Origin of the sequence: Mesorhizobium sp. CO1-1-8, from assembly GCF_020164875.1 — a bacterium.
In the GTDB taxonomy this organism is placed as follows: domain Bacteria; phylum Pseudomonadota; class Alphaproteobacteria; order Rhizobiales; family Rhizobiaceae; genus Mesorhizobium.
The window spans coordinates 224,498-247,235 of record NZ_JAIUGZ010000012.1 but is presented as its reverse complement, the minus strand read 5'-3'; the positions used below and the strand labels follow the sequence as shown (position 1 = coordinate 247,235).

Annotated in this window: 25 protein-coding genes and 1 pseudogene; 12 read left to right on the top strand and 14 right to left on the bottom strand. The window is 64.8% G+C overall.

The features are described from left to right. Nucleotides 1-213 precede the first annotated feature (213 nt). On the top strand, nucleotides 214-963 hold the full coding sequence (locus LB558_RS23460; protein ID WP_224699707.1) for a sulfite exporter TauE/SafE family protein: 750 nt from the start codon (nucleotides 214-216) through the stop codon (nucleotides 961-963). A gap of 19 nt (nucleotides 964-982) precedes the next feature. Here LB558_RS23460 and LB558_RS23455 read toward each other — a convergent pair whose 3' ends face one another. Further along, nucleotides 983-1,432, bottom strand: a complete 450-nt coding sequence (locus LB558_RS23455; RefSeq protein ID WP_224699706.1) for a universal stress protein — start codon at nucleotides 1,430-1,432, stop codon at nucleotides 983-985. Nucleotides 1,433-1,639: 207 nt separating this feature from the next. Between LB558_RS23455 and LB558_RS23450 the strand changes: the two genes are divergently transcribed. Then, complete coding sequence (locus tag LB558_RS23450) at nucleotides 1,640-2,221, top strand: histidine phosphatase family protein (RefSeq protein ID WP_224699705.1); 582 nt, start codon at nucleotides 1,640-1,642, stop codon at nucleotides 2,219-2,221. 30 nt (nucleotides 2,222-2,251) lie between these two features. Here the strand turns inward: LB558_RS23450 and LB558_RS23445 are convergent, their stop codons facing one another. Together LB558_RS23445 and LB558_RS23440 are read right to left on the bottom strand one after the other, a co-directional pair. Further along, nucleotides 2,252-2,653: a VOC family protein gene (locus LB558_RS23445; protein WP_224699704.1), complete on the bottom strand. Its 402-nt coding sequence runs from the start codon at nucleotides 2,651-2,653 to the stop codon at nucleotides 2,252-2,254. A gap of 127 nt (nucleotides 2,654-2,780) precedes the next feature. Continuing rightward, nucleotides 2,781-3,533, bottom strand: a complete 753-nt coding sequence (locus LB558_RS23440; protein WP_224699703.1) for a pseudouridine synthase — start codon at nucleotides 3,531-3,533, stop codon at nucleotides 2,781-2,783. A gap of 156 nt (nucleotides 3,534-3,689) precedes the next feature. Here LB558_RS23440 and LB558_RS23435 point away from each other — a divergent pair, with 156 nt between their 5' ends. Then, nucleotides 3,690-4,136 (top strand): SRPBCC family protein, encoded by a 447-nt coding sequence (locus LB558_RS23435; RefSeq protein WP_224699702.1) that lies wholly within the window; start codon nucleotides 3,690-3,692, stop codon nucleotides 4,134-4,136. 36 nt (nucleotides 4,137-4,172) lie between these two features. Here LB558_RS23435 and LB558_RS23430 read toward each other — a convergent pair whose 3' ends face one another. After that, a complete protein-coding gene (locus tag LB558_RS23430; protein WP_224699701.1) occupies nucleotides 4,173-5,006 on the bottom strand; it encodes a helix-turn-helix transcriptional regulator in 834 nt (277 codons plus the stop codon). A 90-nt stretch (nucleotides 5,007-5,096) separates the two neighbouring features. Here LB558_RS23430 and LB558_RS23425 point away from each other — a divergent pair, with 90 nt between their 5' ends. Beyond that, nucleotides 5,097-5,987, top strand: a complete 891-nt coding sequence (locus tag LB558_RS23425; RefSeq protein WP_224699700.1) for an SDR family oxidoreductase — start codon at nucleotides 5,097-5,099, stop codon at nucleotides 5,985-5,987. Nucleotides 5,988-6,076: 89 nt separating this feature from the next. Here the strand turns inward: LB558_RS23425 and LB558_RS23420 are convergent, their stop codons facing one another. Then, nucleotides 6,077-6,775, bottom strand: coding sequence for a RibD family protein (locus LB558_RS23420; RefSeq protein WP_224699699.1), 699 nt, complete (start codon nucleotides 6,773-6,775; stop codon nucleotides 6,077-6,079). Between the two features lie 216 nt (nucleotides 6,776-6,991). Between LB558_RS23420 and LB558_RS23415 the strand changes: the two genes are divergently transcribed. The 5 genes and pseudogenes from LB558_RS23415 to LB558_RS23400 all read left to right on the top strand — a co-directional run bounded on the left by LB558_RS23415 (nucleotide 6,992) and on the right by LB558_RS23400 (nucleotide 12,944). After that, nucleotides 6,992-8,911: a diguanylate cyclase gene (locus LB558_RS23415; protein ID WP_224699698.1), complete on the top strand. Its 1,920-nt coding sequence runs from the start codon at nucleotides 6,992-6,994 to the stop codon at nucleotides 8,909-8,911. 281 nt (nucleotides 8,912-9,192) lie between these two features. Then, entirely contained in the window at nucleotides 9,193-10,140 is a 948-nt protein-coding gene (locus tag LB558_RS23410) for a substrate-binding domain-containing protein (protein ID WP_224699697.1), read from the top strand. 321 nt (nucleotides 10,141-10,461) lie between these two features. Beyond that, nucleotides 10,462-10,890: pseudogene (locus LB558_RS33245) on the top strand (ATP-binding cassette domain-containing protein); the annotation flags it as partial. Next, a complete protein-coding gene (locus LB558_RS23405; RefSeq protein WP_412033493.1) occupies nucleotides 10,885-11,931 on the top strand; it encodes a sugar ABC transporter ATP-binding protein in 1,047 nt (348 codons plus the stop codon). The pseudogene LB558_RS33245 and the gene LB558_RS23405, both read left to right, overlap by 6 nt. After that, nucleotides 11,928-12,944, top strand: coding sequence for an ABC transporter permease (locus LB558_RS23400; RefSeq protein WP_027035281.1), 1,017 nt, complete (start codon nucleotides 11,928-11,930; stop codon nucleotides 12,942-12,944). The genes LB558_RS23405 and LB558_RS23400 overlap by 4 nt, the downstream gene beginning before the upstream one ends. Before the next feature lie 300 nt (nucleotides 12,945-13,244). On the opposite strand, the gene LB558_RS23395 is transcribed toward LB558_RS23400, so the two are convergent. Both LB558_RS23395 and LB558_RS23390 read right to left on the bottom strand, forming a co-directional pair. Then, a complete protein-coding gene (locus tag LB558_RS23395) occupies nucleotides 13,245-13,940 on the bottom strand; it encodes a hypothetical protein (RefSeq protein WP_224699695.1) in 696 nt (231 codons plus the stop codon). Between the two features lie 83 nt (nucleotides 13,941-14,023). Then, the gene (locus tag LB558_RS23390; RefSeq protein WP_224699694.1) at nucleotides 14,024-14,386 is read right to left on the bottom strand and encodes a hypothetical protein; all 363 of its coding nucleotides are present in this window, start codon (nucleotides 14,384-14,386) and stop codon (nucleotides 14,024-14,026) included. Nucleotides 14,387-14,572: 186 nt separating this feature from the next. Between LB558_RS23390 and LB558_RS23385 the strand changes: the two genes are divergently transcribed. Further along, nucleotides 14,573-14,875, top strand: coding sequence for a hypothetical protein (locus LB558_RS23385; protein WP_224699693.1), 303 nt, complete (start codon nucleotides 14,573-14,575; stop codon nucleotides 14,873-14,875). A 63-nt stretch (nucleotides 14,876-14,938) separates the two neighbouring features. Here the strand turns inward: LB558_RS23385 and LB558_RS23380 are convergent, their stop codons facing one another. Further along, nucleotides 14,939-15,643 carry an XRE family transcriptional regulator gene (locus LB558_RS23380; RefSeq protein ID WP_224699692.1) on the bottom strand — a complete coding sequence of 235 codons (705 nt, stop codon included), beginning with the start codon at nucleotides 15,641-15,643 and terminating at the stop codon, nucleotides 14,939-14,941. 620 nt (nucleotides 15,644-16,263) lie between these two features. Here LB558_RS23380 and LB558_RS23375 point away from each other — a divergent pair. Beyond that, nucleotides 16,264-16,938 (top strand): GcrA cell cycle regulator, encoded by a 675-nt coding sequence (locus tag LB558_RS23375; RefSeq protein WP_224699691.1) that lies wholly within the window; start codon nucleotides 16,264-16,266, stop codon nucleotides 16,936-16,938. A gap of 244 nt (nucleotides 16,939-17,182) precedes the next feature. On the opposite strand, the gene LB558_RS23370 is transcribed toward LB558_RS23375, so the two are convergent. Then, entirely contained in the window at nucleotides 17,183-17,545 is a 363-nt protein-coding gene (locus LB558_RS23370; RefSeq protein ID WP_224699690.1) for a DUF982 domain-containing protein, read from the bottom strand. 54 nt (nucleotides 17,546-17,599) lie between these two features. Further along, a complete protein-coding gene (locus LB558_RS23365) occupies nucleotides 17,600-17,881 on the bottom strand; it encodes a DUF982 domain-containing protein (RefSeq protein ID WP_127296282.1) in 282 nt (93 codons plus the stop codon). Between the two features lie 244 nt (nucleotides 17,882-18,125). Here LB558_RS23365 and LB558_RS23360 point away from each other — a divergent pair, with 244 nt between their 5' ends. Continuing rightward, nucleotides 18,126-18,722: a DUF6456 domain-containing protein gene (locus LB558_RS23360; RefSeq protein ID WP_224699689.1), complete on the top strand. Its 597-nt coding sequence runs from the start codon at nucleotides 18,126-18,128 to the stop codon at nucleotides 18,720-18,722. 54 nt (nucleotides 18,723-18,776) lie between these two features. Here the strand turns inward: LB558_RS23360 and LB558_RS23355 are convergent, their stop codons facing one another. The 4 genes from LB558_RS23355 to LB558_RS23340 form a co-directional block, all read right to left on the bottom strand. Next, nucleotides 18,777-19,103: a hypothetical protein gene (locus LB558_RS23355; RefSeq protein WP_224699688.1), complete on the bottom strand. Its 327-nt coding sequence runs from the start codon at nucleotides 19,101-19,103 to the stop codon at nucleotides 18,777-18,779. Between the two features lie 101 nt (nucleotides 19,104-19,204). Next, entirely contained in the window at nucleotides 19,205-21,175 is a 1,971-nt protein-coding gene (locus LB558_RS23350) for an acyltransferase family protein (protein WP_224699687.1), read from the bottom strand. 230 nt (nucleotides 21,176-21,405) lie between these two features. Beyond that, entirely contained in the window at nucleotides 21,406-21,711 is a 306-nt protein-coding gene (locus LB558_RS23345; protein ID WP_224699723.1) for a hypothetical protein, read from the bottom strand. A gap of 163 nt (nucleotides 21,712-21,874) precedes the next feature. Then, complete coding sequence (locus LB558_RS23340) at nucleotides 21,875-22,621, bottom strand: helix-turn-helix domain-containing protein (RefSeq protein ID WP_224699686.1); 747 nt, start codon at nucleotides 22,619-22,621, stop codon at nucleotides 21,875-21,877. Nucleotides 22,622-22,738: the final 117 nt, after the last annotated feature.

Here is a 22,738-nt window from a genome sequence, read left to right as displayed (position 1 = left end):
CGCCGCCTGCGGGTGGTGAAGGCCCGCAGGCGGCAACCCACTTTGGCCCCGAAACGATGAAAAGTCATAAGACAAGCGGGATCAGGCCTGCGGGGATGCGCGGCGACGGTCGTATTCACCAGCCGCGATGCGGCGCCGGCAAAGGCCGCAAGCCTGGATGCCGACGCAACCGATATGCTGCTGCATGACTGATCCCGCCTCGAAGACACGATCATGCTGAGCGCCGGCGTCCTCGCCTGGATCTGCGCCGTCTTCCTCGCCGCCGGCTTCGTCAAGGGCGTCGTCGGCATGGGGCTGCCGACCGTTGCGATGGGCCTGCTGGCGGTGACGATGCCGCCAGCGCAGGCCGCGGCACTGCTGCTGATCCCGTCGCTGGTCACCAATCTCTGGCAATTGCTGACCGGCCCGTCCTTCGGCCGCCTGTGCAAGCGGCTGTGGACGATGATGGCCGGCGTGATGCTCGGCACCGTTGCCGGCGCCGGCCTGCTGACCGGCACGCATACGGGCGCGGCTTCAGCCGGGCTGGGCGCCGCACTGGTGCTTTATGCGATCCTCGGCCTCGCCAAGGCCGGTTTTACCACGCCGGTGCGCCACGAAGCCTTGATGTCACCGCTGGTCGGGGTGGTGACGGGACTGGTCACCGGTGCCACCGGCGTCTTCGTCATCCCGGCGGTGCCCTATCTGCAATCGCTGCGGCTGGAAAGAGAAGACCTGATCCAGGCGCTCGGCCTGTCCTTCACCGTGTCGACGGCAGCGCTCGCCATCGGGCTGTTCAGGACCGGCGCCCTGGCGTCGCCGACGGTGCAACTGGCGGGGTCGCTCGTGGCATTGGCGCCGGCGCTGGCCGGCATGTTCGCTGGCCAGGCACTGCGCCAGGCGATGAGCGTCGAGACCTTCCGCACGGTGTTCTTCGTCGGGCTGCTGGCGCTGGGGGTCTATCTCGTGGGGGAGGTGGTTCTTTAGCCGTGCTTTGCGGCGGACCCTACCGCACCACCAGAACCGCAATCTCCGTGTAGGACAGCACTTCCGCTGTCTGGCTGCCGAGAAGCAGCTTGCCCAGTCCGCGGCGGCCATGCGAGGCCATGACGATCAGGTCGCAGCCCAGGGCCTGCGACAGTTCCAGGATGGCTTCGGCGGGCCGCTTGTCCTCCACATGCACGACCTCCGCGGAGACGCCGGCGGCGTCCGCCGACGCCTTGCATTTGGCGAGCACTTCCTTGGCATAGCGGCCTGCCTCTTCCTTGTAGGCGACCAGCTCATCGCCGGCGGCATAGCCGGCCATGGCTCCGCCCCAGGCGAAGATCGGGAATGGTTCCGAGACGGTAACGAAGGTGACGGAGGCGCCGAGGCCCTTGGCCAGCGTCAGGCCGTGGGCAACGCCCTTGTCGGCCAGTTCCGATCCGTCCGTGGCGATGAGCAGATGTTTGTACATGATGATCTCGACTTGTTGTGCAAGGGTTCATGCCCTTGTGGTGGCGGGAGCCTTGTGGAGGCTGGCCTTGATATAGTTGCGGCATCAGGATGATCACAGGGCCGGCCCGCCGCGGATCAAGGCCAGGCGACCCCGCAGTTTTGTGCCAAGCCGATTCCCCTTTGCCGCATCGTCGCTTAAGGTGCCGGCGACACTGAAAGGCATTCCATGAGCAACGCGTATCCCCAAATCCATCTGGTCCGGCATGGTGAAACGGCATGGAGCCTTTCGGGGCAGCATACCGGCCGCACCGACATGCCGTTGACCCCGGTTGGCGAGGCCGCCGCGCGGGGTGTCGCGGACAGGCTCAAGGGCCTGTCTTTTTCGGCCGTGTGGTCGAGCCCGTCGCAGCGCGCCTACAACACCAGCGTGCTGGCCGGCTTCGGCGCGCAGAGCGTCAAGAAGGACGATCTGCATGAGTGGGACTATGGCGCCTATGAGGGGCTGACGACAAAACAGATCCTGGCCGAGCGCCCCGGCTGGAATGTGTTTCGCGATGGTTGCCCGAAGGGCGAGATGGCGGCCGATGTCGGCGTGCGCGCCGACAGGATACTCGGACAGCTTCGTGAAGCTGGCGGTTCGATCCTGGTGTTTTCCAGCGCACATTTTTTGCGCGTGCTGGCGGCGCGCTGGATCGGGCTGCCGCCGGAAGGCGGCGCGCTGCTCGTGCTCGATACGGCCAGCATCAGCGTGCTCGGCTACGAGCATGATTTGAGCGAGCCGGTCATCCGCAAATGGAACCAGAAGTAGAGCAGCTTCGGCCGGCGGTGCCGCTCCGCCCTACCTGTCGAATTTCCTGATCGCCTCGGCGGTTACCGGCGTGAAGAAATTCACCAGATTGCCATCGGGGTCGCGAAACAGCAGCGAGCGATTACCCCAGGGCATTGTGGTCGGCTTTTGCACGGTAACATCCCTGAGGAGGTCCGAGAGCCTGGCGAATTCAGCATCGACGTCGCCGACGCGGAACTCGATGATGACGGTGTGGTTGTCGGCGGGGCGGGCGATGTCGCCGCCGAACAGCATCAAGGTGCGCGTGCTGCCAATCGCCAGCGTGCAGGCCGGTGTCGCCAGTTCGGCGAAGTCTTCCGTGTAGACCGTCACGGGCATGCCGGTGATCTCGCCATAGAAGTGCACGAGACGCTGAACGTCTGACGTGATGATGCGGACAGAGAGGAGGTTCATTGTTTTGCTCCTGGATTGCTGGAGCCGCGGCCCGGCCCATGAGTCGCCTATAGGCTAGGCCTCCTGACAGCTTCCTGTCAGGAGGCGGCGCGGATGCAAGGCCGCCGATATCGACGATACGCGGGGCTCACCCTGCCAGCAGCTCCAGTTCCTCTGGCGTCAAATGCCTTGCCGTGCCCTTGGCGAGCTCGCCGAGCGGCAGGCGACCGATAGCGATGCGGATGAGGCGCTTGACCTCGATGCCGTGCGCGGCGAGCAGGCGACGGATGTGGCGGTTACGGCCTCCGTCGAGCACGATCTCCAGCCAGGCGGTGCGGCCGCCGCTGCGCAAAAGTTCGATCGAACGGGCGCTCAGGGTTTCGCCGTCGACGGTCACGCCGGCGCGGAATTTGTCCAGCATCGCTGCGTCCGGCACTGTGCCGATCTGCACGTGATAGGTTTTTGGCAAATGCGAGGCCGGGTCCATCAGCCGGTTGGCAAACCGGGTGTCGTTGGTCATCAACAACAGGCCTTCGCTCGCCTTGTCGAGGCGGCCGACCGGGGAGACGAAGGGCAGGTCGAGCCCCTCGAGGCAGGCATAGACGGTATCGCGCTGTTGCGGGTCGTCGCGGGTGGTGACCAGCCCGCGCGGCTTGTTGAGGATGAGATAGACCTTGCGCTCGGCAACCACCGGCCTGTCGTCGACGACGATGCGGTCGCGGTTGAGGTCGACGCGCAGGGCTGCATCGCGCACCACCTTGCCGCCGACGCGCACGCGGCCTTCGACGATCAGCACCTCGGCCTGCGTGCGCGAGCACAGGCCGAGCTTCGACAGCGCCCGGTTCAGGCTGACGCTGGCCGCCGCCTGCCTGCCGCTCTGTCGTGTCTGCCGTGGTGTCATGCTGCCCGTCTGTGCTGCTGGAGCCGACAGATGCCACGGGCCGCGATCGCTTCGCAAGCGTGATGCTGCTGCCTTCGTACGCAGGGGCAATGACGGCATCCGCGGTTCTTGGACCGGCGATATTGTCTGGGCCGAATCCGCGATAAATTGCATCGCATGAGTGAGTCTGCCGCGCCGATCACCAAAACTGTCATCATCGGTGCCGAGCCGGCCAAGGTCTGGCGGATACTGACGACGCCAGAAATGATCCCGCAATGGATGTCCGACGAGGAGTTGACTGTCAGCCTGCAAGGGCAGGCCGGTGGCGCGATCATGATGCGCGGACTGCTGCACGGAATGCCGTTCGAGAACCATGGCACCATCCGCGCTTTTGAGCCGGAAAAGAGCTTCGCGTACGGCTACTGGAGCACGCTGTCGGCCTCGCGGCTGGCGGACATGCCCGAAAACCACACTGTGGTCAGCTTCGATCTGGCGTCGGCGGGTGGGGGAACGATGCTGACGCTGACGCTCAGCGACTTCGCCGAACCGGCGATCCGTCCGCACGCCGATCTCTACTGGGGTCCGACCTTGCAGATTCTGAAGGCGGTCTGCGAGCGCGCTTGAGGGCGGGCGTCGTCCCCGCGGACGGATCGTCAGGCCCTACTCTTTGGGGTGTCGGGCGAGAGCCAGCGCGCGAATGCGGTCGGCGACCGCGCTGTCGACCGGGTTGTAGACGGTCAGGCTCAAATCCGGCCGGCCATCGACCGCGAAGCCCGAATATTCCAACTCGATGTCACCGAGTTCCGGGTGCTTCAGGCGCTTTGTCCCGTCGCCGTGGCTGAGCACGTCGTTTTCCCGCCACAGGGCGGCAAACTCGGGGCTGACGCTGCACAGTTCGTCGACGAGCTGGGCGACCTCTGAAACCGCGCCGGCGCGCGCCGCATCGGCGCGGAACGAGGCGACCACGAAGCGGGCCAGGTTTTCCCAATCGTGCTGCTTGGCGCGGATGACAGGGCTGCGGAACATGAAGCGCAGGATGTTGCGCTCGCCCTCGGGCAGGGCGCTGTAGTCGGTCAGCACGACCCGCGCGGCGCGGTTCCAGGCAACGACATCCCAGGTCGCGGTCCTGACAATTGCGGGGCTGGCATCGAGCGTGTCGATGAGGCGCTGCAGGCGGGGGCTGACGCCCTCGGCGCCCCGGTAGCGAACCTCGGGCGGGCGCCCCAGCCCGAGCATGAAAAGATGTTCGCGCTCCGCCTCGGTCAGCAGCAGCCCCTTGGCGATGCGATTGAGGACATCGGCCGAGGGTGCGCCGCCGCGGCCCTGTTCCAGCCAGGTGTACCAGGTCGGGCTTATGTTGGCGCGCTGGGCGACCTCTTCCCGGCGCAGCCCCGGCGTGCGTCGGCGGCCCGAAAAGCCGAAGGATGCCGGATCGAGCCGCGTGCGCCGGTCTTTGAGGAACGCTGCCAGTGAGCCGGCGGAATTGGAGGGCATCCTGTTAGCCATTATACCATGATATGGTCACTACTTTAATAGAATAATAGACCAGCAATATTACGCAGGCAACTGTGCAGGAGATTTTGCATGCGTATCTTTCTCACCGGCGCGACCGGTTTCATCGGTTCGGCGCTGGTTGCCGAACTCATCAAGGCTGGCCATCAAGTTGTCGGCGTCACGCGCTCCGACGCCGGCGCCGAGGCGCTGGCCACCGCGGGTGCCGAGGTGCATCGCGGAACCCTCGAAGATCCCGAGACTTTGCGCGACGGCGCGGCCAAGGCGGAGGCCGTGATCCACACGGCGTTCGACCACGACTTTTCGCGGTTTGCCGAAAATTGCGAAAAGGACAAGCGCGTCATCGCGGCACTCGGTGCCGCACTGGCCGGCTCCGACCGGCCGCTGGTGATCACCTCCGGAGTCGGCATGGGCAGCCCCGGGCATGGCCAGTTGGCGGTCGAGGACGTCTTCAACGCCAGCCATCCCAATCCCCGCATCGCCTCGGAGCTGGCCGGCAATGCCTTGCTGGACGCAGGCATCAATGTGTCGGTGGTGCGGCTGCCGCAGGTCCACAACCGGGTCAAGCAAGGCCTCATCTCGCCGCTTGTCGAGATCGCACGTGAAAAAGGCGTCTCCGCCTATGTCGGCGAAGGCCGGAACCGCTACTCCGCGGGCCATCTCCTCGACGCCGCGCGGCTTTACCGGCTCGCCGTGGAAAAGCGGCAGCCGGGTGCGCGCTATCACGCGGTCGGCGAGGAAGGTGTCGAGGTGCGTGCAATCGCCGAGGCGCTTGGTCGGGGCCTGAAATTGCCGGTCGTTTCCATCGCGCCGGAAAAGGCGGCGGAGCATTTCGGCTGGATGGCAATGTTCGCGCCGATGGATCTGCCGGCCTCCAGCACACTGACCCAGGCGCGGCTGGGCTGGCACCCGACCGGCCCGACCCTGATCGCCGATCTCGACGCCATGCAATACAGCGCTTGAGGGGCTGAAGCCTCGGCGCTGAAGCGGATGAGACAAGGCCGGTAATCTCAGTCAGATTGCCGGCCCTTGTGCACGAGGCGGTCAGTGCATCATTCAGGGGTCACGGCGTAGCGCAGTTGGACGAGCCCATGGGCGAGGGCTTCGCAGTTCTTCAGCGACAGCTGCATCTTGCCCGGCAGGCCGCTTTCGCCGAACTCGACGAAGGCCTGGTTCCTGGCGCGTCCATCGATCGCGGGTGCAACGAGAAGGCTCAATTCATCGACAAGGCCGGCTGCGAAGAAGGAGCCGTTGATGCCGGCACCGCCCTCGAGCAGCAGCCGGCGGATGCCGAGTTCACGGCCGAGCACCTCGAGCATCGCAGCGAGATTCATGTCCGCCGTTTCCGCGACGATATAGGACACGCCGTCGGATGCGAGTTCGGCCAGATGGCTGTCGGCAACATCACGACCAAGCAACACCACGACATGATCGCCGCCGATGTCCGGTTTGGAAAAATGAAGCTTGCTCGAGGCATCGAGCGCCACGGCATAACTGCCCGCACCCATTTGCGCGAAATGATAGGGCCGGTCGACCTTGCCGGCATTGGCCGGCGGATGCGCGCCGGCCTTGCTCATCTCGGCCATGGTGACGCGGCCGACGATCCAGGCGTCAGCCGCGAGATCCCCGTGGATCTGCTCATAGAGGCTTGACCACTCGGCCCGGGTGCCATCGGGGCTCCTGGTGTAGCGGCTGGGGTGGAGGCCGCCGTCAAGGGATGCCAGCATATGGCAGATGATTTGCGGCTTCATGCGGGTTCTCATGTCAGGAGTTTCGAAAGCTCAGCTGAGTTTAAGGTAGCGCTGGGCCGAAGAAATGAAAGCAGAACGGCGTATCGGCCCGGTCACGTAGCCCTTGTGCGCATATCGCGACAATTCAAACCCGCGCCGTAACCCTTTGTTTTCTTGCGCGGCGTATCCATAAGGGCCGCGTCGCTTATGGTCGACGCATCAATGGACGCGTGAAGCATGGATTCACCCTGGTCCGAGTTGCTGGCCAATCTCGCCGTCGTGGCGATGTTCGTTTCCGTCTGGATCCACACCCATGTGTGGCTGGACCGCAAGGCGGCTTTGACTCGGGCGACGGCTTTCGGCCTGCTGATGGGAGCCGGCGCCGTCACCCTGATGCTGACGCCGATGCAGTTGCAACCCGGCGTCTTCGTCGATCTGCGCGGCACGATGATCGCATTGGCGGGCTTCTTCGGCGGCCCGGTCGCCTGCGTTATCGCCGGGCTGCTTGCGGTTGCTTTCCGCTTTCATGAAGGTGGCATCGGCGTTTTCGCGGGCGCCATGGGCATTTCTATTTCCACCTTGATCGGTATTGCCGGCCATCTCGCCCTGAGAGGGCGCGCGCCCGGCCGCGTCGACATCCTGATCCTGGCCGCAACGGCCGCCACCAGCTCGCTGCTCAGCCTGCTCGCCCTGCCACGGGAGATCATGCGGGCGGTGCTGCCGCAAGTGGCGCTGCCGACGTCGCTGCTGATCTTTCTTTCGATCATGCTGTCGGGACTTGCGCTCTACCAGGAACGGCGCCGCATTGAGGCACTGCAATCGCGGCGCATCTACAAGGCGGTCGTCGAGGCGCTGCCCGATTGCCTCAATGTCAAGGATCTGGAGGGCCGGTTCATCGCCGCGAATCCGGCTACCGCAAGGCTGATGCGGGCCGTGGATGCCAACGCGCTGATCGGCAAGACCGATTTCGATTTCTATCCGCGGGAAACGGCCCGGAAATTCCACGAGGACGAGCTCGCCATTCTCGCGGCCGGCGTGCCCTCCACCATCGAGCAGCGCCTTCATCACGAAGACGGACCCGACGGCTGGCTGTCGACGCTGAAAGCGCCGTTCCGGGATCAGAGCGGAACCATCGTCGGGCTGATCACGCACAATCGCGACATCACCACGCGCAGGCAACTGGAGGACGAACTGGCTGAAAGCCGTGTCCGGCTGTCGGACGCCCTGACACATATGGCCGACGGCCTGGTGATGTTCGATCGGGATGGCAAACTGGTGCTCAGCAACGCCCAATACATTGCCATGTTTCCGCAGACGACCGACATCCGGATACCCGGTGCCGATTATCGCGATATCCTGCGCATCTCGGCCGCGCGCGGCGAGCAACTCGTGCCGCCGGACAGGGTCGAGGACTGGATCGGCGGCATCGTGGCATCGCGGAAGCTTCCCCGCAACCGCCAGGAGGTCAGGCTTGCCGATGGACGCTGGCTTGATGTCAGGACGAGGCCGACCGGTAATGGCGGCAGCCTCAGCGTCTATTCCGACATCACTGATGCCAAGCATGTCGAGGCCGAATTGCTCGCGGCCAACGAGAAGCTGAACCTGCTGGCCAATCGAGACGGCCTGACCGAACTGCTGACGCGCCGAGCCTTCGATGAAGCGCTGGCGCGCGAACATGCACGCGGCAAGCGGAGCATGGCGCCGCTGAGCCTGCTCATCATCGACGTCGACTGGTTCAAGCGGTTCAACGATCACTACGGCCATCCGGCCGGCGACGAGTGCCTGCGCGCCATCAGCGGCTGCATCAAGGCCATGGCCCGCCGGCCGGCCGATGCGGCAGCCCGCTACGGGGGCGAGGAGTTCGCGCTCATCCTGCCTGAAACAGATGCCCGCGGCGCCTTCGTGATCGCCGAAAAACTCAGAGCCCGCGTTCGCGACCTCGGGCTTGCGCATGCCGGCAGCGAGAAGGGCATCGTCACGATCAGCATTGGCGTCGGAACCTTTGTTACCGGCAGTGCCCCGGTCGAGATTGCCGATCTGCTGCGGCGTGCCGATGAGGCTCTCTATGGCGCCAAGGCTGCCGGGCGGGACCGGGTCCACGGCTGGCGCCCGCATGTGAGCGAGCCGCACGCGACAGGCGCGCGAGGCCGGCCGTGAGGCTCAGCCTGGGTAGTGGCGCCTATGCCCGCAAACCAAAAATCCGACAATTCCGATAATTTGCCCGACACCTCTGTTATATCGATGTTGCACAAATGGTTGGCCCTGGGTTAGCATCCCTGCGCAGGCGTCGGTGGGAGGCTCTTTTTACAGCGGCGGCCAGCTGGAGCGGCATGCGTTTTCGGGCGCAGGGAGGATGCTCCACACTTTGAACCGACGCATGATCCTTCCTGAAACCGATCCCGGTTTTCGGGTCGTGCGTTCTTGTGGAGGAGGATCCCATGAACAGACGTGAATTCCTGCTGTCGTCCGCGGCTTTCGGCACCATGATGGTTGCCGCGCCCTCGGTGTTTGCGCAGGACAAGCTCACCATCCTTGGCTCGGTGCCCAGTCTCGGCTTTCCGTTCTTCGTGCACATGCTGAACGAGATCAAGGCGGAAGCCGCCACGCAAGGCGTCAATCTGACCGAAAGCGACGGCCAGAACTCGGCCACAAAGCAGACCGCCGACATCGAGGCCGCCCTGGTGCAGAAGGTCAACGCCATCGTCATCTCGCCGCTCGACGTCAACGCACTGGCGCCGGCCATCGAGGAAGCGGTCAAGGCCGGCGTTCCCGTGGTGACGATCGACCGCCGCGTTGACGGCGTCGAGGGCATCCTCGCCCATGTCGGCGCCGACAATGTGAAGGGCGGCGAGGCGGAAGCCAACGCCGTGGTGGCGGCGTTCCCCAACGGTGCCAAGCTGTTCCATCTGCAGGGCCAGCCCGGTGCCGGCCCGGCGATCGACCGCAACAAGGGCGTGCACAATGTGCTCGATCCCTTGAAGGACAAGTATCAGATCGTCTTCGAGCAGACCGCCAACTTCGCCCGCGCCGAGGCGCTGTCGGTGACCGAGGCCGGCCTTGCCGCCAATGGCAAGCCGGACGCCATCGTCTGCGCCAATGACGACATGGCGCTGGGCGCCATGGAGGCTTGTGCCGCGCGCAACTTCACCGACGTCAAGATCTACGGCTTCGATGCGTTGCCGGAAGCGCTGGTCGCGGTGCGCGACGGCAAGCTTGCCGGCACCGTCGAGCAGTTTCCCGGCGAGCAGTCGCGCACGGCGGTGCGCATCGCGGTCGCCTTTGCCAAGGACAAGACCGAGCCGAAGGAGAAGCTGGTGCTGCTGACGCCGATCGTCATCGGCAAGGACAATCTCGACAAGGCGGAGCGGATTGGCGAGACGAAGTAGGCTATATTGGTAAGCCGGCGGGACAGCACCCCCCTCTGTCCTGCCGGACATCTCCCCCGCAAGGGGCGAGATTGGCAGCTTCGCCGGCGGCGCCTTTTGTTCAACGTTTGAGATTGGCGATAACAGAACGGGCAGCCGATCTCCCCCCTTGCGGGGGAGATGGCCGGCAGGCCAGAGGGGGGTGTTCAAGCGCTGACGGAGCCGGCATGACCTGCATCGAGGAAGCCACCATTGCCAGCAGCTGAAGCCGCATCACCCATCCTGCTTGCCGTCGAGGGCATCACCAAGCATTTCTCGGGCGTGACCGCGCTCAGCGATGTCTCGCTCGACATCCGACCCGGCGAAATCCTCGGCCTGCTGGGCGAGAACGGCGCCGGCAAATCGACACTCTTGAAAATCCTCTCGGGCGTCATGCCGCCGTCGGGCGGCCGCATCACTTTCGACGGTGCCGATTATCATCCCTCCAGCCCGCAGGATGCCAAGCGGCTCGGCATTGTCACCATCTACCAGGAACTGAGCCTGATCCCGACGCTGACTGTGGCGGAGAATATCTTTATCGGCCGCGCGCCGATCGGCCAGTTCGGGCTGGTGAGCTGGAGGGGCATGGAGCAGGAGTCGCGCGCGATCATCGCCCGCGTCGGTCTTTCCATAGACCCGATGACACCGGTGTCGGCGCTGTCGGTGGCCGAACAGCAACTGGTCGAGATTGCCCGTGCGCTGTCGCTGAAAAGCCGGCTGATCATCATGGACGAGCCGACCTCGGCGCTGACCGAGACCGAGGTGCAGCGGCTGCTGTCGATCATGGATCGGCTGCGCGAGGACAAGGTCGCCATCATGTTCGTCACCCACCGGCTGGAGGAAGCGTCCGCCATATGCGATCGCATGACGGTGCTGCGCGACGGTCGGCTGGCCGGACATCTCGACCGTGAGGGTGGACCGATCGCGCTACCCAAAATCATCGAGAAGATGGTCGGCCGCGCGGCGTCCGAGCTCTACGCCCGGCCGGCGCAACGCGCGGTGGCCGGCGATGTCGTGCTGTCGGTGCGCGGCCTGCGCACCGTCCGCGACCCCGAGGCGCCCCACGCCATCGTGCTCGACGGCGTCGACATAGACCTCAAGGCCGGTGAAATCCTCGGCGTTGCCGGGCTTGTCGGCTCGGGCCGCACGGAACTGGCGCGCGCCATCTTCGGCGCCGACCGGATCGCTGCCGGCACCATCACGCTCGACGGCAAGCCGATCGCCCCGGCATCACCCGCGGACGCCATTGCGCTCGGCATCGGCCTGGTGCCGGAGGACCGCAAGCACCAGGCGATCTTTGCCGCGCTGGGCATCCTGCCGAATTTCTCCATTGCTTCGCTGGGCAGCTTCAGCAACGGTTTCGGCTTCATGGCCGAGCGGCGCGAGCGCGATGCGCTCTCCGGGTTTCGCAAGATGCTGTCGATCCGCATGGCTTCGGCCGAGCAGGCGATCGAGGGCCTGTCGGGCGGCAACCAGCAGAAGGTGATCCTGGCGCGCTGGCTGGCGCGCGATCCGAAAGTGCTGATCGTCGACGAGCCGACGCGCGGCGTCGATGTCGGCGCCAAGACAGAGGTGCACCAGATCCTGGTGCAGCTTGCGGCGCGCGGCATTGCGGTGATGATGATTTCGTCCGAGCTGCCCGAGGTGCTGGCTGTGTCGGACCGCATCGTCACCATGCGCCGGGGACGCATCACCGGCCAGATGCCGGGCGTCGAGGCAAACGAGGAAAGACTGATGGAACTGATGGCACTCGACCGCAAGGAGACACTATGAGCGTGGCGGGGGAACAGGATCAGCGCGGCGGCATCAACTTCGCGCGGCTTTTGATGAGCTTCGGGCCGCTGCTGTTCCTGGTGGCGCTGATCATCGTCTTCACCGTGCTGAAGCCGAGCTTCATGGACCCGATCAACCTGTTCAACATCACAAGGCAGATATCGATCACCGGGCTGATCGCGCTCGGCATGACCTTCGTCATCCTCACCGCCGGCATCGACCTGTCGGTGGGCTCGCTGCTCGCCTTCTGCGGCATGGTCGCCGCCGTGGTCGCCAAGGGCGGATCGGCCAACACACTGTCGCTGTCGACCTCCGGCACGCAAGGGTTCGGCTGGTTCGCCGCCCTTTTGGCCGCCGTCGTGGTGGGAGCCGCTGCAGGCGGTGTGCAGGGGCTTGTCATCACCCGGCTGAAAGTGCCGCCCTTCGTCGTCACGCTGGGCGGGCTGACGGTGTTTCGCGGCCTGACGCTGACCATCTCCAATGGCGGCCCGATCTCGGGCTTCGACGCCTCGATGCGCTGGTTCGGCACCGGGCTGATCGGCCCCGTGCCGGTGCCGGCGCTGATCTTCGCGGCGGCCGCCATCCTGTGCCACATCGTGCTGCGTTATACCCGCTACGGCCGCGCCGTCTATGCCGTCGGCGGCAATGCGGAAGCAGCGCGGCTGTCGGGCCTGCGCGTCGACCGTATCCTGGTCTCGGTCTATGTCATCGTCGGCTTCTTCGCCGGGCTCGCCGCCTTCGTGCTGTCGGCGCGGCTGAACTCCTCGGAAGCGGTCGCCGGCATCGGCTACGAGCTGACGGTCATTTCGGCCGTCGTCATCGGCGGCACCTCGCTGTTCGGCGGCATCGGCTCTGTCGGCGGCACGGTGGTGGGCGCGGCGCTCATCGGCGTGCTGCAGAACGGGCTGCAGTTCAACAACGTATCGTCGTATACGCAAAGCATCGTCATCGGGCTGATCCTGATCCTGGCAGTGGCGTTTGATCGCTGGCTGAAATCGCGGGTGAGACGGTGAGAACAAAGGGATGTTGGCGCGCGCCCGCCCCCCCTCTGTCCGGCAGGACAGAGGGGGGCGCCTCGCACCTACGCTTGACAGGTAACGGCCCCCATTCCTTGCAAAACAATCATGCTTTGCTAGAAAGGTTTTGGCGGGTGGCATCGTGAGAGAACCTCATGTTTGCCGATATGATCAGACCGATCACCCTAGGTTTTTCGCTGCTGCGGCGATTCTGGCCGCAGCTTGTGGCCTGGCGCTGGCCGGCGTGCTGGTCGGCGATCTCCTCCTGCAACTGGCTGGGAAAGTGGCGCTGGCCAATCACTTCGCCGGGCTGGCGATGCTGACGCTGGTGGCGCTGGCGCAGCTGGTGGTAACGGTGGCGATGTTCCATGTGCTGCGCCCCGGCCTGCCGCATGTGCTGGCCACGCAGCGCAGCGCCGACAAGGCCGCAAGGTCGGCGACCGGCATGGTAACGGTGCCGAGCCGATAGGGATTGAACCAGCCGGGCGTGCCGTAAAGGTTGTCGCGCGGCTTGAAGATTTCGGCGGTGACGCCGAAGCTGAGATTTGCCGGCACGGCGGCGTCACGGGCAAGCGGCCAGACATAGGCCATGCGCTCGGTCATGCCGGGATGCAGTTCCGGCGTCAGCGTCGAATCGCGGGTCAGCGCGATCATCGGCATGGGATCGGGCAGGTCGATCCCGCCCGGCCTGAAGACATTGAAATAGGCCTTGTCGGATTGCGCCGTGCGGTTGGTCATGTCGGTCTCCAGCACCAACGCCTTCTGGCCTGGTTTCAGCGGCACGCCATAGACCTTGGCGCGGCTGACATAGGCGCGCACCGGCTGGACACGCCAGCGTCCGGCATCAATGGCGGCATCGGACTGCAATTGCGGCGGCGCGCGGGCGGGCAGGGCGCCGAACGCGCCCATCAGGCCGGCGACGAGCAGGGCGGCGATGGTTCCTGCGCCGGCCGTTATCCAGGTTTGAAATTTTGAACGGGCAGTCTTGAACATTCCAAACTATGCACGTCGAACGATCAGCCACCCCTGTGCAGTCTAGAAAGAAAGATGGAACCCGCAAATGGCTGGTCCAGTCCTCACGCTGCTTCGCGCGCCCACAGAAGATGGCCATGGCGACGAAAAAAGCGCGCCACCAGCCGTTGTTGCTTGGCCCTGATCAGGTCGGGCAGGCGCCGCTCCTGGCGCCAGCGCGGCATGTTGCGCCAGCAGGCGATGAAGCGGGCGGCGTCCTCGATGGCTTCGTGCGCCGACAGCGCCGGGCCAATCGCGGCTAGGAACAGCGCCTGTGACTGTTTCAACTCGTCGATCACCGCCTTGCGCTTGACGTGATCCTGACGGGCGTGGGCGATGCCGTTGCGGCGGATGGCTTCGAAGGCTTCAAGCAAGGCAGGGCTGTCGCCGGTATAACCGCAGGCGCGGGCAAAATCGGCGGCGTCCATCGTCACTCCCGGACTTGATGTGGTGGTGGGGCACGCCCCGACTCACATTCACGAGTTGATATAAGCATAACTCAAATAAATGTAGAAGAAAAACTTTTGGGACTGTTTGAAAACTGCGACTCGACTCTCGGCGCAAAACGCAGGATTATGCGAACAAATAAGGAACAAAAAGGCGCAGGAGGGGCGATGGCACTGCCAGGCAGGGAACCAACAATCGCGCATGTCGCCTCGATATCGGTGGAGTGTGCCGATTGCGGCCGCAACCGATGGTGGCGGCCTGATCAGTTGAAGCGGTTCGGGGTGACGGGGAATACGCCGCTGGCCGCCCTGTCGGGCCGCATCGTCTGCTCGGCCTGCCGCGCCGACGGGCTGCCGGGCGCTACCGTTACGATCCAGGCGGCATTCATCGATGAGCGCCAGCGGGTGCGCAGCGAATCGCGGATGCTGAGCGACCGCGAGGTGCCGCTGGAGGGGTCGAGGCGGGCTTGAGTTTTGTCGAAAGGAAGGGTGCCGGTTTTACCTTCTCCCACAGGGAGGAAGAGCACCCCGTCCTCAATAGCCCAGCAATTCCTTCAGCGGAATCACGCGCCAGACATGCTTTATGGCGTAGCGGTTGAAGGTCAGCGTCTTCGGCGGGTTGTACTGCTCGACCACCAACTCCCCCGCCGTGCGCCTGACCAGCTTCTTGATGAAGGCCTTGCCGTTCCGTTCGTTTTCCTCCGGGAAGGTCTCGATCACCACGTGGTCGCCGGGCACCGCGTCGCGGCCGCCGCAATAGATCAGGTCGCCGGGCTCGTAACGCGGCACCATGGAATCCGAGAGCACGTGCAGGGCGAACACCTTCGGCAGGTTGCGCACGCCCGGCGGGCGCTGGACGTAACCCGCCGGCTCGCCGTTGAAGGTGAAGTCGCCATCGTCGCCGCCGACGGCCGCGCCCAGCACCTCGATATCCATCGACCCGGCGGGTAGCGGACCAGCATCGGTGACGATCTCCGCATCGGCGACCGGTCCGGCATCGTCGAGGAAGACGACCTGCCCTTGGCCCAGCGCCACCGGGTCGACGCGCAGAAAGGCGGCGGTCTTCAGGAGGTTCTCGGTCTTGGGCAGATTGCGGCCGGTTTCCCAGTTGCCGACGGCGGCGACATCGGTGTCGTTGTGCTCGGCAATGTGGCGCATGACCAGGCCGCGCTGCTTGCGTGCCTTGCGGATCGCCGCCCCGACCCTGATCGACAGTTCCGTTCTTGCCATGGCACCCATGTGAGCGATGAAAGTGGCTCTCGTCTATGAAAGAATGACTTGCATAATGCTTTGAGTTATGCTTATATCCGGTCATGCAAAACCTGTCCAGCTTCCCTGGCGCCGAGGCGCCGGCCTCATGCGAGGCACATCCGGCGACTGTCGCCGGCACCCATTCCCTTTCGCCCCGGCCGTCCTCCTCCCCGGCCGGGGTGAAACCCGAGGCTCGGTGCTTCAATGCACCAGCCTCGGGTCCGGCTCGCCCGCCACCGGCGACCGGAACGGCCGGAGCCGCCGCTCCCAACGGCTCCGCCCCCAATTCGACCGGCATGGCGCCGGTCGGCCTGCTCGGTCGTGCATCCGCACCGAGGATGGCGCCGTGATCCTGCTCGACCTGGCAACGGGCAGGGCGATTTCCGCGCCTGACAGGAAAACCGCCGAAGCGCGGCTTTCGAGCCTCGCCGCCTGCGATCGGCCCAATCCCGGCTGAGACTCGCTGGCTGGGATTGGCCCGCAGAGGCTGACCCGGCGCCAAGCCGGCTTGAAAAGACAACCCCGATCGCGGCCCGGCCAACCGGGTCAAACCCTGACGCTTGCCTGACGGCGCGCGGCCGAAGGCCGAACTTTGGATGGAACTGGATATGGCAAGCTATAGCGACGCGGAATTGCACGAGATCGGCCGCTGGCTGAAGGACGGGCTTTCAGCCTCCAGGATTGCAGTCGCGTTCAGCGCGCTGCGTGGCAGCCCGGTGTCGCGCGACGCCATCATCGGCATCGTGCACCGTAACGCCGTGCTGGGCGCGATCGGTTTTGCCAATGGCAAGGGGCCGCCGCCGCGAGCCAGACAGGCCGGGAGCAAGCGCGCTGAAAGCAAGCGGGCGAATGGCGCGCCGGCGACTGCGACGCCTGTCGTCGGCAAGATGCATGGCGTGCTTGCCGCCAAGGACATCCATGCGCGTGAAGTGGCCCGGCCCAGGCGCGCCCATTCGTTCGTGCGCGAGGCGGGTGTGCTGATCGCCGACGGCGTAGCCTATCGCCTGGAGATGCCGGCGCCGCCGCGCGCGGCCATCGGCCGGCAGCCGCACGGCGTGGCGATGCGCTTCATCGATTGCCTGTTTTCACGCTGCCGCGCGCCGCTGGATCTGACGGTGGAAGTGGATACGGACAGCTCTATTGCCGAAGAAGGGGATGCGCCAGGCAGCCGCCCGGACGCCAACATGCTGTGCTGCGGCATGCGCACCAAGGGGCTGAAAAGCTATTGCGCCTATCACGAGGCGCGCTTTCGCCGCCGTGTTTTTGTGGCGGCAGCTGAGTGAAGCGTCCCTTCTCCCCGTCACTTACGGGGGAGAAGGCGCCGGGAGGCGGATGGGAGCAGGTGAAAGCAGATATGAACTTCAAGCATCTGGCTCAGGAGCCACTTACCGAAGCGCTGGCGCTCCTCACTGCCTTGCCCGGCGTTCGCTGTTCGAAAAGCCAAGCAATTGGCTTTCGTCCGCTGCGCGGACCACGCCTCACCCCCGTGAACGGGGAGAAAGAGGCGGCGGCCTTATCGTCAAAACCCTATTTCGGCATTTGCCGGCCCTGCTTGGGCGTGCGGCTCTGTACGCTCCGTGCGTCCATCGCCATGGCTGGGTTGCCTTCGGCGATCAATATGCCGGTCACCCGCGCAAAACCGGTAAACACCTTCATGGCGTCGGCGTCCGAAATCTGCGCGGCGATCGCCGCGCTGCAGGCGTTCAGCGCGCTCCGGTACACATGGCCGCGCCGCTCCAGCGGCCAGCGCTGCAGAAAATCGGCGGCTTCGGTGACGCTGTCGATCTCTTCGATCTCATCTTCCACCCGCACTTTGAGCGGCACTCCGGTTTTCATCGTACCCACGGCGTTCACCTTCGCTTTGCGCGCGGCTCCAGCTACCGCATCCATAAACGCGCCCCGATGGCGGCCGGTTGCATCAATTTTTCGGCCGGCGCGCGATCCTCACGGGCTAGCCACTGCATCCAGCCAGTCATGGGCGCGGCTTTTGGGTCTGGCCACCAGTATGTTCTGCTGCTTGGCCGCCCTGGTGAAGGCGTCGAACGCAATGCGCTGGCAGCAGATGCCGTCGACGGCGAGCGCAACCAGCCGGGAAGCCTCGACAAAGCCAGGTGCTGTCTTGTCGGGCCATTGGTGGCGCAGTGCCTCGGCGGCCCCGGCCACCGAACTGACCAGCATGGTTTTGTTATCGCAAAAGCGCACGGTAACCGGCATGAAGGCTGTCATCGGCGAACCTCCCCTTGGCATGGACGCGACATAACGTCGAAAACTCGCGCCGGTTCCATCAGCCTGGATGCCGGGCGGCAAGGATGCTGGCGCAGTGGGTGATGACCCCGGTTCATTGAAGGCCAACCCAACGGCGGCCCGCTCCGCTCTGTCGACCACGGGATATGCCCAGCAGGGCGCCAGGCGCGCGAAGGATCGCCACTTGCCGGCCCCTCCACCACCTACCCCAAACCAGGAGCCTCCCATGAGCAAAAAGACCAGACCCGCAAAACCGCAGGCGCCGAAATTGCCGAAGGGCGAGGCCGAGCAGGTGCGCATACGTCGCGAGATCGGCCATGATTTCGCGCTCAGGGACGACGCCTTCGGCCGCAAGCGGCTGGCGGCGGGCACGCTGGAGGCTGCCCGTGTCTACGAGGTGTCGAATGACGGCTACGCCGCGACCGGCGGCATCGTGCGGGTGCGCGCCATCGATGCGCTCATCGGTATCACCTCGTTGTCGCGCCAGCAGCGCGAGGCCGGCCTGCGCTACCGCGAGGATTTCCGCTGCAGCCAGCAGGCGAGCGTCAAGCCGATGCGATGGACCGAGCGTGTCGACGGCGGCCGCGAGGGCGGCGGCATCGCCGACAGCGTTCTCGACGCCGGCAGGGCCTATGCCGCCGCCACAAGAGCGCTAGGCCATTGGGAGGTGGCCGCCGTGGTGCGACAAGTCTGCTGCGCGGACGGTTCCCTCAAGCGCCTGTCTGAGCAGACCGGCGAGGGCCGGAACGTGGTGACGAAGCTGCTGAAGGTGGGGCTGGATCTGCTGGCGGTGCATTATGGGATGATGATGATGAGGCGGTGATGGTGAAATGGAGCCGGCCGGGGATGCCGGCCGGACCCGTACCAACTGATCAAGTCATCTGCAGACGCGGATTTTTTCGATGATCCTGTGGTGATGGCGCCAGTGCTTGATCAGCTTGATGCGGCAATGGTGGCGGTTGTGGAAATAACGCGGTCGGTAGTCATTGTCATAGACGTCATACTGATAATAAGGGCGATGAACGTAGCGGTCACGATAGAGGTAGCGATCACCATAGTCGTACCCATCGTAGTAGTCGTCGCCGTAATAGTCATCTGCGTAGCCGCCAATGCCGATGGTGATGCGGCTGCGAGCATCCGCAGGGGCAATCATCGCCGTTGCCGAAGCAATGGCAATAACCCAAATCAGCAGGAGCTTCTTCATAGCTGCCTCCTTTTCAAGGTTGAGCTAATATACCCCTGAGCTGCGGCCCCGTTCCGCAGACTGGTAAGATGTGATGACCACTGCGGATCGGGGCGCAGCGCCTAAAACAAGGCCCGCTCCAGCGGTCCCTCCAGGGTCTCGGCGAATGCCGTCGCCAGATGGTGCCTGTCGCGAAACGCCAGTTTGCCTGATATGACGACGTGGCAGGCGGTCGGGCCGCAGAATTGATTGGTGAGGTCGATGTAGCGGGTGTCGGGCACGCTGGTCACCACGGCGCGCTCGGCGGCGGCGGTGCTGTCGTTGGCGGCTTCGGCCCTTGGCGTGTCGCAGTGCGGCGAGGGTGCCTCGCGCCACCACAGGGTGCGCGCCACGCAGGAGTCGGCGAAGCTGGCGTTGATCGGCGTGTCGCGGATGACAGCCGTCTCGACACCGGCCCGGCTGAAGGCCTGCAAGGTAGAACGCAGGCCAGCCTGCCAGCGCGCTACTTCGGCGGTGCGTTCGGCGGCGGGCAGGTCGCGGGTCAGATTGCCGATGGAAAATTCGGAGATCACCACCAGGCGCGGCTTGCGGCGGATGATCTCTGATATGGCCTGCTCGCGCCAGGCGTCGCATTCGGTGTAGTCGCGCTTCAGCACCGTGTTGAAGGTGGAGAGCCGCGAGGCGCGGCACGATGATTTGAGGTAGGTGACCACCTTTGTGTCGTTGCGCTGGGCCGCTTCGATCAGCGGCGTCGACCAGTGGTCGGCGTGCGAATCGCCGAACAGCACGATGGTGCGGGTGGCGTCGGTCGGGCCGAACGTGCAGGGTTTTGGCGTCACCGTTTGGAAATCGGCCAGGCAGCCCTTGTCGACGGCGCGTGCGATGGAGGGTTTTTCGGCCGCCTGTTCGATGCCGCGCTGCTCGGGGCCGATGTTGCGCGTGGCCAGATGCGCGTTGGCATAGGCGACTGCCACGCCGGCACCGGTAAGGGCGAGCGCCGGAGCGAGCGCGCGAGCGCCCACCGTCAGCCAGGCGCCGCGCCGTGCCGGGTTCTCGATGAGGTGATAGGTGAGCACCGACAGCGCCAGCACCAGCACGCCGCAGCCCAGCCGCTGCGGCACGGAAAGGTCCGGCGCCAGCATCCCGGCATAGACGATGACCGGCCAGTGCCAGAGATAGAGCGAATAGGAGAGCGTGCCGATCCATTGCAAGGGCGGCATCGACAACGCTGTGGCCGGTCCAAGGGCGTGCCGGTGGGTCCGCCCGTTGGTCTGCTTCTCGCCGACGCCGCTCAGCAGCACCAGAACGGTGCCGGCAACCGGCAGCAGCGCGTACCAGCCGGGGAAGGGCAGGTCCTCGCTCAACAGGAGATAGGCTGTCGCGATCAGCGCCAGGCCGAGCCAGCCAAGGGCTGGCCGCAGCCAGATGCGATGCTGCAGCAAAGCCATGGGGACCAGCGTCGCCAGGCCGCCAGCAGCGAACTCCCAGGCGCGCAGCGGCGAGAAATAGAAGGCCCAGGCCGGCGCCGCGCTGGTCAGCCACAGGCAGGCGGCGAAGGAGGCGAGGCCGACCACGCCGATCACGGCTGCGGCCGTTCGCCGGCCCGGCCGCAGCCAGGCCGCCAGCAGAAGCAGCGCCGGCCAGGCCAGATAGAACTGCTCCTCCACCGACAATGACCAGAAGTGGATGAAGGGATTGCTGGTGGCGTCGGCGGCGAAATAGTCGAACGACCAGCGCAGCAGCCACAGATTGATGGCATAGGCGGAGGCAAACATGGCGCCGCGCGAATAGAGCGCCTGCTCCTGCGGCGCCAGGATGAAGTAGCCGGCGGCCAGCGTGACCATGATGACGAACAACGCTGCCGGCAGTAGGCGCCGCGCGCGCCTGGCATAGAAGCGCCAGAGATCGAGCCGGCTGGTCTCGCCGATCTCCTGCATGAGGTGGGTAGTGATCAGCCAGCCGGAGATGACAAAGAAGATATCGACGCCGGCAAAGCCGCCGGGAAGCGCGGTGAAGCCGAAATGGTAGGCGACGACGCCGCCGACGGCGAGCGCGCGCAATCCTTGTATGTCCGGCCGGAACGATGCTGCCACGACGGCTCCTTCGTGCAAGCCCAACCCCTGGACAGTGTCGGTCGGGTAAGCCGATATCGCAACGCAACAAATTTATCGCAGTGCAATATGGCAGGAATGGGAGATGGGCCGGCGTGCCGGCCGGGCTCAATCCTGCCTGGCTGGCCTGCCTGGCTGGCTTGTCTGCACCGGCTGCGGCAGACGCAAAAACAGCCCCGCTAAGGGCTGTTTCGCATCGGTTCGCTGGACTGCTACTTGCTGCCGCCGTTCGCTTTCACGCTGCTGCAGAATTCGGGATGGCTGTTGGCCGCAGTGGCGTCCTTCGACTCGTCCTCGCAGGCCTTCATCATCGCGGTCTGGTCGTCCGGCGTAAGGGCCTTCCAGGCTTTCACGAAAGCGTCATTGCTGACCATCGTCTTCATGCCGCTATCGGTGTAGAAGGGCTGCATCTTGGCCGGATCGTCGAGAGCCGACGTGCCGGTATTACCAGCGGCCAGCGCCGAGCCCGCAACCATCGAGAGCGTCATCGCGCCGAAACAGATCATCTTGATGTTCATGGCGTATTCCTCCTGTTGCTTTGGGATCGTCGAAGCAACGATCAGTTGGAAAACGACAGGTTTGGATGAAAGTTCCGGCAGTTTTTGCGCAAAAATCCCGAAACGAAGAAAAATATAGCCGAAAACTTGAAACTTTCCCCGACTTTTCCCGTGGAAAGCGAGTTTAGTGGATCTCTCGTGCAAGACTGACCACCAGCCGATCGACGCTGGGGTTGTCGAGACTGACGATATGGGCCATCTGCATCGCTCGCCTCATGCTGAGCCTGGTGACGTCCTGCCGCATGATGACCGACACAAAGGCCGGCCCCGATCCGGTGAGGACGATCGCCCTGCCGACCAGAACTGGTTCGGAGATGGGAGCCCATTGTAGGGTCATGATCGAGGGCTCGCTTGTCTGGCGGCGGTTGATGCCTGTGAAATAGATCCAGTTCAGGCGCGAGATCGCCACGCCATAATGGTTGCCGGGTATTCTCGCGCCACCCTGGCCATCGCCCGCAGCCCAGCGCGTCACCCGCCTGAAGGTGACGAGATCGGCCTCACGCCGCACGAAGGTGACCGAGCGCATCAAAAAATCGGGTCGGCCGGGGATCGAAAAATAGGTGAAATACGTACCTTCGGCGATGGCAGGCGACGGCGGCCGCACCATGTTCTCGTACAGTGCCTGGCGCAGCGCTGCATTGCTGTCGCCCTTGGCTGCCGCAGCGGCCGGCTCGCGATACAGCACATCCTCGTCGATCTTGAAATAGTCGCAGATCAGCCTGGCGGTGGCTTTGTTGGGAACCGCCTTGCCTTGCAGATAGCGCTCGAATTGGGTGCGGTTGATGCCAAGCTCACGGCACACCGCGCTGACGGAAGCGTGGCGTTGGATCAGCCGCCTGAGATTGGCGGCGAGATTCTCGCGAATTGGCACGACATCTCCCCGACAGACGTACGGACCAGTATTCAAGCGATAGCTTATATACACTTGCATGACATAGCGAAGATGCGAAGATGGACCTTCGGCCAATAGGGCAAGGATCCGGTAGCG

Coding starts and splice junctions, on each gene's coding strand:
- LB558_RS23375 (WP_224699691.1), top strand. CDS start 16,264: ATGGCAAGCTATAGCGACGCGGAATTGCACGAGATCGGCCGCTGGCTG.
- LB558_RS23380 (WP_224699692.1), bottom strand. CDS start 15,643: ATGGGTGCCATGGCAAGAACGGAACTGTCGATCAGGGTCGGGGCGGCG.
- LB558_RS23445 (WP_224699704.1), bottom strand. CDS start 2,653: ATGAACCTCCTCTCTGTCCGCATCATCACGTCAGACGTTCAGCGTCTC.
- LB558_RS23390 (WP_224699694.1), bottom strand. CDS start 14,386: ATGGACGCCGCCGATTTTGCCCGCGCCTGCGGTTATACCGGCGACAGC.
- LB558_RS23410 (WP_224699697.1), top strand. CDS start 9,193: ATGAACAGACGTGAATTCCTGCTGTCGTCCGCGGCTTTCGGCACCATG.
- LB558_RS23360 (WP_224699689.1), top strand. CDS start 18,126: ATGAGCAAAAAGACCAGACCCGCAAAACCGCAGGCGCCGAAATTGCCG.
- LB558_RS23460 (WP_224699707.1), top strand. CDS start 214: ATGCTGAGCGCCGGCGTCCTCGCCTGGATCTGCGCCGTCTTCCTCGCC.
- LB558_RS23405 (WP_412033493.1), top strand. CDS start 10,885: ATGGACGAGCCGACCTCGGCGCTGACCGAGACCGAGGTGCAGCGGCTG.
- LB558_RS23385 (WP_224699693.1), top strand. CDS start 14,573: ATGGCACTGCCAGGCAGGGAACCAACAATCGCGCATGTCGCCTCGATA.
- LB558_RS23345 (WP_224699723.1), bottom strand. CDS start 21,711: ATGAACATCAAGATGATCTGTTTCGGCGCGATGACGCTCTCGATGGTT.
- LB558_RS23455 (WP_224699706.1), bottom strand. CDS start 1,432: ATGTACAAACATCTGCTCATCGCCACGGACGGATCGGAACTGGCCGAC.
- LB558_RS23415 (WP_224699698.1), top strand. CDS start 6,992: ATGGATTCACCCTGGTCCGAGTTGCTGGCCAATCTCGCCGTCGTGGCG.
- LB558_RS23425 (WP_224699700.1), top strand. CDS start 5,097: ATGCGTATCTTTCTCACCGGCGCGACCGGTTTCATCGGTTCGGCGCTG.
- LB558_RS23365 (WP_127296282.1), bottom strand. CDS start 17,881: ATGACAGCCTTCATGCCGGTTACCGTGCGCTTTTGCGATAACAAAACC.
- LB558_RS23430 (WP_224699701.1), bottom strand. CDS start 5,006: ATGCCCTCCAATTCCGCCGGCTCACTGGCAGCGTTCCTCAAAGACCGG.
- LB558_RS23420 (WP_224699699.1), bottom strand. CDS start 6,775: ATGAAGCCGCAAATCATCTGCCATATGCTGGCATCCCTTGACGGCGGC.
- LB558_RS23355 (WP_224699688.1), bottom strand. CDS start 19,103: ATGAAGAAGCTCCTGCTGATTTGGGTTATTGCCATTGCTTCGGCAACG.
- LB558_RS23450 (WP_224699705.1), top strand. CDS start 1,640: ATGAGCAACGCGTATCCCCAAATCCATCTGGTCCGGCATGGTGAAACG.
- LB558_RS23370 (WP_224699690.1), bottom strand. CDS start 17,545: ATGGATGCGGTAGCTGGAGCCGCGCGCAAAGCGAAGGTGAACGCCGTG.
- LB558_RS23435 (WP_224699702.1), top strand. CDS start 3,690: ATGAGTGAGTCTGCCGCGCCGATCACCAAAACTGTCATCATCGGTGCC.
- LB558_RS23395 (WP_224699695.1), bottom strand. CDS start 13,940: ATGTTCAAGACTGCCCGTTCAAAATTTCAAACCTGGATAACGGCCGGC.
- LB558_RS23440 (WP_224699703.1), bottom strand. CDS start 3,533: ATGACACCACGGCAGACACGACAGAGCGGCAGGCAGGCGGCGGCCAGC.
- LB558_RS23400 (WP_027035281.1), top strand. CDS start 11,928: ATGAGCGTGGCGGGGGAACAGGATCAGCGCGGCGGCATCAACTTCGCG.